The 6,274-nt window shown below is 70.6% G+C and carries 6 protein-coding genes; 3 read left to right on the plus strand and 3 right to left on the minus strand.

Annotated features, from left to right (window positions below; genetic code table 11):
* Positions 1 to 181 precede the first annotated feature (181 nt).
* On the minus strand, positions 182 to 1,603 hold the full coding sequence (locus ACFZCD_RS32570) for an MFS transporter (RefSeq protein WP_391836667.1): 1,422 nt from the start codon (positions 1,601 to 1,603) through the stop codon (positions 182 to 184).
* 122 nt (positions 1,604 to 1,725) lie between these two features.
* Between ACFZCD_RS32570 and ACFZCD_RS32575 the strand changes: the two genes are divergently transcribed.
* Genes ACFZCD_RS32575 through ACFZCD_RS32585 form a run of 3 tightly spaced genes read left to right on the plus strand, consistent with a single transcriptional unit; the run spans position 1,726 to position 3,538 of the window.
* Positions 1,726 to 2,787, plus strand: a complete 1,062-nt coding sequence (locus ACFZCD_RS32575; protein ID WP_391836668.1) for a GlxA family transcriptional regulator — start codon at positions 1,726 to 1,728, stop codon at positions 2,785 to 2,787.
* A gap of 48 nt (positions 2,788 to 2,835) precedes the next feature.
* Positions 2,836 to 3,123 (plus strand): 4-oxalocrotonate tautomerase family protein, encoded by a 288-nt coding sequence (locus ACFZCD_RS32580; protein ID WP_391836669.1) that lies wholly within the window; start codon positions 2,836 to 2,838, stop codon positions 3,121 to 3,123.
* A gap of 10 nt (positions 3,124 to 3,133) precedes the next feature.
* Positions 3,134 to 3,538 carry a carboxymuconolactone decarboxylase family protein gene (locus tag ACFZCD_RS32585; RefSeq protein WP_391836670.1) on the plus strand — a complete coding sequence of 135 codons (405 nt, stop codon included), beginning with the start codon at positions 3,134 to 3,136 and terminating at the stop codon, positions 3,536 to 3,538.
* Positions 3,539 to 3,623: 85 nt separating this feature from the next.
* On the opposite strand, the gene ACFZCD_RS32590 is transcribed toward ACFZCD_RS32585, so the two are convergent.
* Both ACFZCD_RS32590 and ACFZCD_RS32595 read right to left on the minus strand, forming a co-directional pair.
* Complete coding sequence (locus ACFZCD_RS32590; protein ID WP_391836671.1) at positions 3,624 to 5,597, minus strand: FAD/NAD(P)-binding protein; 1,974 nt, start codon at positions 5,595 to 5,597, stop codon at positions 3,624 to 3,626.
* A gap of 44 nt (positions 5,598 to 5,641) precedes the next feature.
* The coding region (locus ACFZCD_RS32595) for a thiamine pyrophosphate-dependent enzyme (protein WP_391836672.1) at positions 5,642 to 6,274 on the minus strand (633 nt) is incomplete at its 5' end.

The following is a 6,274-nucleotide window of genomic DNA, read 5'->3' on the forward strand; positions in this document are numbered from 1 at the left end:
GGAGGGGAGCGGCAAAAAGGCCGGCGCCGCCCGCGGCCGCCGGTGCGCACCGGTCCCGGCACAGCTTCCGCAGGAGCGCTTCCGCACGAACGCTTCCGCACGAACGCTTCCGCATGCGGAGAACCGCCCGGCCTGCCTGTCGGGGGAGTCAGGCGGGCCGGGCGGGATCCGGGGAGGGCCCTCAGGCCCTGGCGGGAGTGTCCGCGCGGTAGCGGAGGCCGGCCAGCGTGGCCAGCAGAGCGGCGACGATCATGTAGATCCAGCCGTGCCGGAAGGCGGCCATCGTCGGGTGCTCCGAGCTGCCGAGGATCGCGGTGAGCAGGGCGACGCCCAGGGCGGAGCCGATCTGGCGGGACATCATCAGAGTGCCGGAGCCCACCGACAGCTGCTCGGCGGGGAGCCCGCTCGCCGCACCGAACAGGGCCGGCTGGATGAGGGCGTTGCCCGCGCCGACCAGGATCGCACCGGGCAGGTAGGCGGTCGCGTAGTGCGGCGTGGAGCCGGCCGCGGCGAACCACCAGGCGCAGCCCACGGCGAACACCAGCCCTCCGCTCACCGCGGAGGCCCGGGCGCCGATGCGGCGGATGATCTTCCCCGAGAGGGCGGAGAGGATCATGACGGTGACCGGGGTGGGCGCGATGCCCAGGCCGGCGCGCAGGACCGAGTAGTGCCACTGGCCGGTCAGGAAGAGGGCGGCCTCGAAGAGCATCGAGGCGAACGCCAGGTAGTAGAGGAAGATCCCGATGGTGCCGACCCTGAACAGCCGGCTCGCGAACAGCGTGGGGCTGATGATCGGGTCGGAGGTGTGGCGGATGTGGCGCAGGCAGGCGAGGATCAGGACCACGGCCGCGGCGAAGCAGCCCAGGGTGCCGGGCGACGTGTAACCCCAGTCGGGCGCCTCGACGAAGGCCATCGTCAGCGCGCCGGACGCGAGCAGGATGAGCGCCGATCCGAGGAGGTCCAGGCCCTGGGAGGCCTTGCGGGGCACTTGGGGCAGCAGGCGCGCGCCGGCCAGGACGGCCACGGCGCAGATGGGGATGTTGATCAGGAAGATCCACCGCCAGCTGATCTCCACCAGCAGGCCGCCCAGCACCGGGCCGCTGCCCGCGGCGACGGCCGCGACCGCCGTCCAGATGCCGATGGCGGTGGAGCGCTCGTGCTCGGGGAAGGCCGGCAGGGCCAGCCCCAGAGAGGTGGGCACGAGGACGGCGGCGGCCACCGCCTGCACCACACGGGCGATGATCAGCACGGTCAGGCTGGGGGCGACGGCACAACCGACCGACGACAGGCCGAAGAGGACCATGCCGATCAGGAAGCTGCCCTTGCGGCTCGTCTCGTCCGCGAGGCGCCCGGCGGGGATGAGGAGCGCCGCCAGGACGATCGTGTAGCCGTTCAGCACCCACGACATGGAGGCGAGCGAGGCCTGCGGGAACGACTTCTCCAGGGCGGGGAAGGCCACGGTGACGGCGAACAGGTCGAGGATCGCGAGGAACTGGGCGGCCGACGCGACGGTCAGCACCAGCCAGCGCCGGGGATCGGCCGGCGCCGGGGCGGCGGCAGGCGCCGCCGCATCCACCGGCCGTGTTTCGGGAGTTGAGGTCATGGACGTATCCGTCGTCTCTCCGTTGGTCGAAAAGGAGGCGCTGAGGGAGGCGCTTTCCACTATCGGCGCCCCCGACCGCCCCATCGAGTGGCAGATCTGCCATGAGCCGTTAGATTGCTGCCATGACTCAGCAGCCCGGCAGCCCCGGTTCCGTGGCCGTGGCGGTCACCGACGGCATGCCGATCCTCGAACTGGCCGTGCCGTGCCACGTGTTCGGTACGCCGCATCCCGACCCCAGCGTCCCCTGGTACGACTTCCGGCTCTGCAACCTCACGGAGGGCGAAGCCGTCCCGGCCCGGCAGTGGTTCACCACGCACACCCCGTACGGCTACCGCGAACTGGTCGAAGCGGACACCGTCATCGTCCCCGCCAGCGCGGACGTCCGCGGAGACCCGCCGGCACGGCTCCTGGAGGCCATCAGGGAAGCCCACGACCGCGGCGCGCGCATCGTCTCCCTGTGCTCGGGGGCGTTCGTCCTGGCGGCGGCAGGGCTGCTCGACGGGCGCCGTGCCGCCACCCACTGGCAGCACGCTCCGCTCCTGGCCGAGCGCTATCCCGAGGTGGACGTCGACCCCACCGTCCTCTACATCGACGACGGGGACATCCTCACCAGCGCCGGCAGCACCGCCGGCATCGACCTGTGCCTGCACGTGCTGCGCAAGGACCTGGGGTCCCGGGTGGCCGGCTCGGTCGCCCGCCACCTGGTCGTCCCCGCCCACCGGCCCGGCGGGCAGGCCCAGTACATCGAGACGCCGGTGCCGCCGAAGGAGACCGACAGCGGGCTGGCCCCGTTGCTGCACTGGGCCGCGGAGCGCCTCCACCAGCCCCTCACGACCCCCCAGCTGGCCCGGCAGGCCGGCACGAGCGTACGGACCCTCGTGCGGCGCTTCCACCAGGCGACGGGCACCACGCCCCTCCAGTGGCTCCAGGCCCAGCGCATCTCGCGCGCCAAGGAGCTCCTGGAGACCACCGACCAGCCGATGGACAAGATCGCCGAGCAGTGCGGCCTGGGCGGCGCCGGCAACCTCCGGCTCCACTTCGCCCGCAGCGTCGGCATTCCCCCCAGCGAATACCGCCGCGCGTACCGTGCCGCGGACGGTGGGACGGGCCTTGGTGTTCCTGCTGATTCTGCTGCCGGCTCTTGCACCAAAGTCGGATACCCGGCTGCCCTGCTCCGAAGGTAGAACGGAGGTGAATGCCCTCGTCGGATACCTCCCTGGGAAGGGATTTGCATGCCTGTCATCTCTGTCGACATGTGGCACGGCCGGTCCGAAACGGACAAGGCCGCCCTGGCGCGTGAGCTCACCGACGCCTTCCAGCGCGCCTGCGGGAGCACGCGCGAACGCATCTACGTCATCATCCGCGACGTCCCGAAGGAGAACTGGGCGATCGGCGGGGAGATGTGCACCGACCTTCCGACCGTCGCACCTGCATCCGCAGACGTATCCGCGTCCGGATCGGTATCCGTATCCGAGTCCGAGTCCGCGCTTGCGCCGGTGCCCGTGCCCGTAGCGGATTGACGGGCTGCCCGTGACGACTGAACCGTCCGCGCCCCAACGCTACGCCGAAGGCGACCGTATCCGCAGGGAAGTACTGGGCGACGAGCACGTCAACTCCCTCCTGAGCGAATGGCCTCCGGCGAAACCTCTGCTCGACCTGATCACGGAGTACCCCTGGGGCTCGGTCTGGGCACGTGAGGGTCTGGACCGCCGGACCCGCAGCCTCCTCAACCTCGCCCTTCTCACCGCCTTGAACCGGCCCGAAGAGCTGCGCCTCAACATTCACGGCGCGCTGCGCAACGGGTGTTCCGTCGAGGAAATGGCCGAAGTGGCCCTGCAATGCGCCGCTTACGCCGGTGCTCCGGCCGGTATTTCCCTGATGAAGGCAATCCACGAGGTGCAGAAGACCCATGACGGCGGACCGGGTCACAGCTGACCGGCAAGAGAGCTGACCGGCAAGCGAGAGGGCGGCCCCGGGAAATCTTCCCGGGCCCGCCCTGAATTCTGTCCCGCGGGCTTCGTCAGCGTACGGGCGCCGTCAGCTCCGCGTCCCGTCCGGAGGGGCTCGCGGCGGCTCCGGCGAGCCGGCTCATGCCCTGCTTGAGGCAGGACCGGGCGATGGAGTCGCCCTGGAGGAGCGTGCGGGAGTTGACGTGCGGCCGGGCACCGATCGCGGTGACCCACTGCACCGACTCCACCGGAGGGCCGTAGGAGAAACGGGCCGGGTGGGGAACGCCCCGGCCGTCGATGACCTGGAAGGTCACGTCGGTGACGTCCAGACCGCCCGTCTCGTAACCGGAACCCGCCGCGTCGGGAATGAAGTGGGCCCGGCACCCGCCCGCGGAGTGCAGTGACGCCAGCAGCGGGTCGGTGGCCCGGCGCACGTCGGTCGTCGGCAGGTGGGCCTCGACGAGCGCCGTCACGCGCACGGGCGCGCCCGGCACCTGGGGCGAGCCGACGAGGAAGGCACCGGACTCCTCGTCCGCCGTCACCCGCATGCGCGGGCCGAGCACCTGGACGACCCCCGCCTCGACCAGGGCGCGCAGCTGCCGGACGCGCGTGGCCGGCGGCCCGCTGGCGGCGTAGTTGTTCAAGCCGCTGAACCAGTGGTCGATGTGGTCCCGGTAGGAGGCACCGCTCAAGCCCCGGTGGGAGATCACCTGCCGCACCTCGTCGCGCAGGTCGCGCATGACGGCGGCGGCGGCCTTGACGGCGCTGACGGCCGGGCCGAGATCCGAGTGGCGCAGATCCTCGTCGAGGACGTCGAGGATCCAGGCGCGGTACTCGGCGGTGCCGGCGAACTCACGCAGGTCCGCCGGACGGTCGAGCGCCTCCCAGTTCCAGCGCAGCTCCGGATCGGGCACCAGGTCGCTCAGGAGCGTCTCCATCTCCGGGGACCCCCAGGCGTGGCGCGGGTACTCGGCCAGCAGCCGGGCGTACGCGGCAGGGTCGCCGTCCTGCAACAGCACCTTGTAGTAGTTCCAGGCGACCTCCTTCGACACGAGGGGGAACAGGTCGCGCATGAAGTCGGTGCGACCGGTGCCCGCCGGCCCCCGCAACCGGGCGATCTCGCCGGCGGACAGGAACGTCGCCTGGTAGCGGGGCACGACCTCCTGACGGATCTCCGCCCGCGCCCGGTACGGCACACCGCGCCCCGAACCGGCGTGGACGACCGGCTCGTTGCCGCTCGGCAGATAGGTCAGCCGGCCGTCGGCACCGGGGACGAAACGCCCGCCCCTGCCTTCGGTGAGCAGGGCCATGTAGTCGTAAAAATTCAGCCCGAGTCCCCGCAGAGCTACGGCCTGGCCCGCGGCGATCGGACCCAGGTCCGCCTCCGCCGGGCTGCTCGGCGGCACGTAGTGCAGACCGTGACGGGAGGCGAAATCAACGAGCTCGCGCTGCCTCTCCGTGGGCTCGACGTCGTAATGGCCCTGCGCAAGGATCACCGCGTCGACTTCCAGCGGCAGGTCCCGTCCTTCCAGCGTCACGTGCTGAATGCCGCCCGCGGACTCGGTGAGCGAAGTCGCCCGCGTCCGGTGCACCTGGATCCGGACCCCGGACGGCGCGTTGTGCACGATGTGGGCGAAGGCCCAGCCGAGGTATTCCCCCTGAAATGCCCGCGAGGCGTACGACCACGGTTCCATCACCGCGGCCTCGGCCTTCGCTTCCTCGGTCACATCGGTGACCTCGCCTTGGGCGACCATGCGCGCCCACTGGTACTGGGTGGGCCCGAACGTCAGCGGACCCTCACAGGTAACGGTGTCGTCCGTGAATACGGTCACGTCACCGGCAACAGTGTTCATCAGCAGCCGGCGCGACTGGCCCAGCTGCCACACGCGTCCGCCGCCCACGGGGTAGGGATCGACGACATGCACCTCCACCTGTTTGCCCCCCGCGATTTCGGGGGCGTTGGCGCAGATGCGCTCCAGCGCCACGGTCCCCCTCGGGCCGGCACCGACAATGCAGATGCGTATGTTTGCTGCTTCCGTTGACATACCAGCTCTCCTAGCTGAAGCGAATCGTGAAAAGTCGGCGCGGCTCAGCCGATGACGGTCCAGGTGTCGTTCCCCGCGAGGAGGGTGGTGAGGTCTCCTTTGCCTTTTTGCTCGATGGCGGCGTCGAGTTGGCCGGTCATTTGGGTGTCGTAGACGGGCCGGTCGATGCTGCGGAAGACGCCGATGGGGGTCTGGTGGAGCGTGTCCGGGTCGGCCAGGCGGGAGAGCGCGAAGGCGGTGGTGGGGGAGGGGGAGTGCGCGTCGTGGACCAGGACGTCGGCTTCGTTCTCGGGCGTGACGGTGACGACCTTCAGGTCACCGGTGGCCGGGTCGCGGACGACACCCTTGTCGTTGTCGGCGCCGAAGCGGATGGGTTGGCCGTGTTCGAGGCGGATGACGGCTTCCTGCGCCTGCTCTTTGTCTTTGAGGGGTTCGAAGGCGCCGTCGTTGAAGATGTTGCAGTTCTGGTAGATCTCCACCAGGGCGGTGCCGGGGTGGGCGGCGGCCTGGCGCAGGACCTCGGTGAGGTGCTTGCGGTCGGAGTCGACGGTGCGGGCGACGAAGGAGGCTTCGGCGCCCAGGGCGAGGGAGACGGGGTTGAAGGGGGCGTCGAGGGAGCCCATGGGGGTGGACTTGGTGATCTTCCCGGTCTCGGAGGTGGGGGAGTACTGGCCCTT

The organism is Streptomyces sp. NPDC008001, from assembly GCF_042958085.1.
In the GTDB taxonomy this organism is placed as follows: domain Bacteria; phylum Actinomycetota; class Actinomycetes; order Streptomycetales; family Streptomycetaceae; genus Streptomyces.

Excerpts from the sequence above, each read along its gene's own strand:
- ACFZCD_RS32570 (WP_391836667.1), bottom strand. The coding sequence starts at position 1,603 with ATGACCTCAACTCCCGAAACACGGCCGGTGGATGCGGCGGCGCCTGCC.
- ACFZCD_RS32575 (WP_391836668.1), top strand. The coding sequence starts at position 1,726 with ATGACTCAGCAGCCCGGCAGCCCCGGTTCCGTGGCCGTGGCGGTCACC.
- ACFZCD_RS32590 (WP_391836671.1), bottom strand. The coding sequence starts at position 5,597 with ATGTCAACGGAAGCAGCAAACATACGCATCTGCATTGTCGGTGCCGGC.
- ACFZCD_RS32580 (WP_391836669.1), top strand. The coding sequence starts at position 2,836 with ATGCCTGTCATCTCTGTCGACATGTGGCACGGCCGGTCCGAAACGGAC.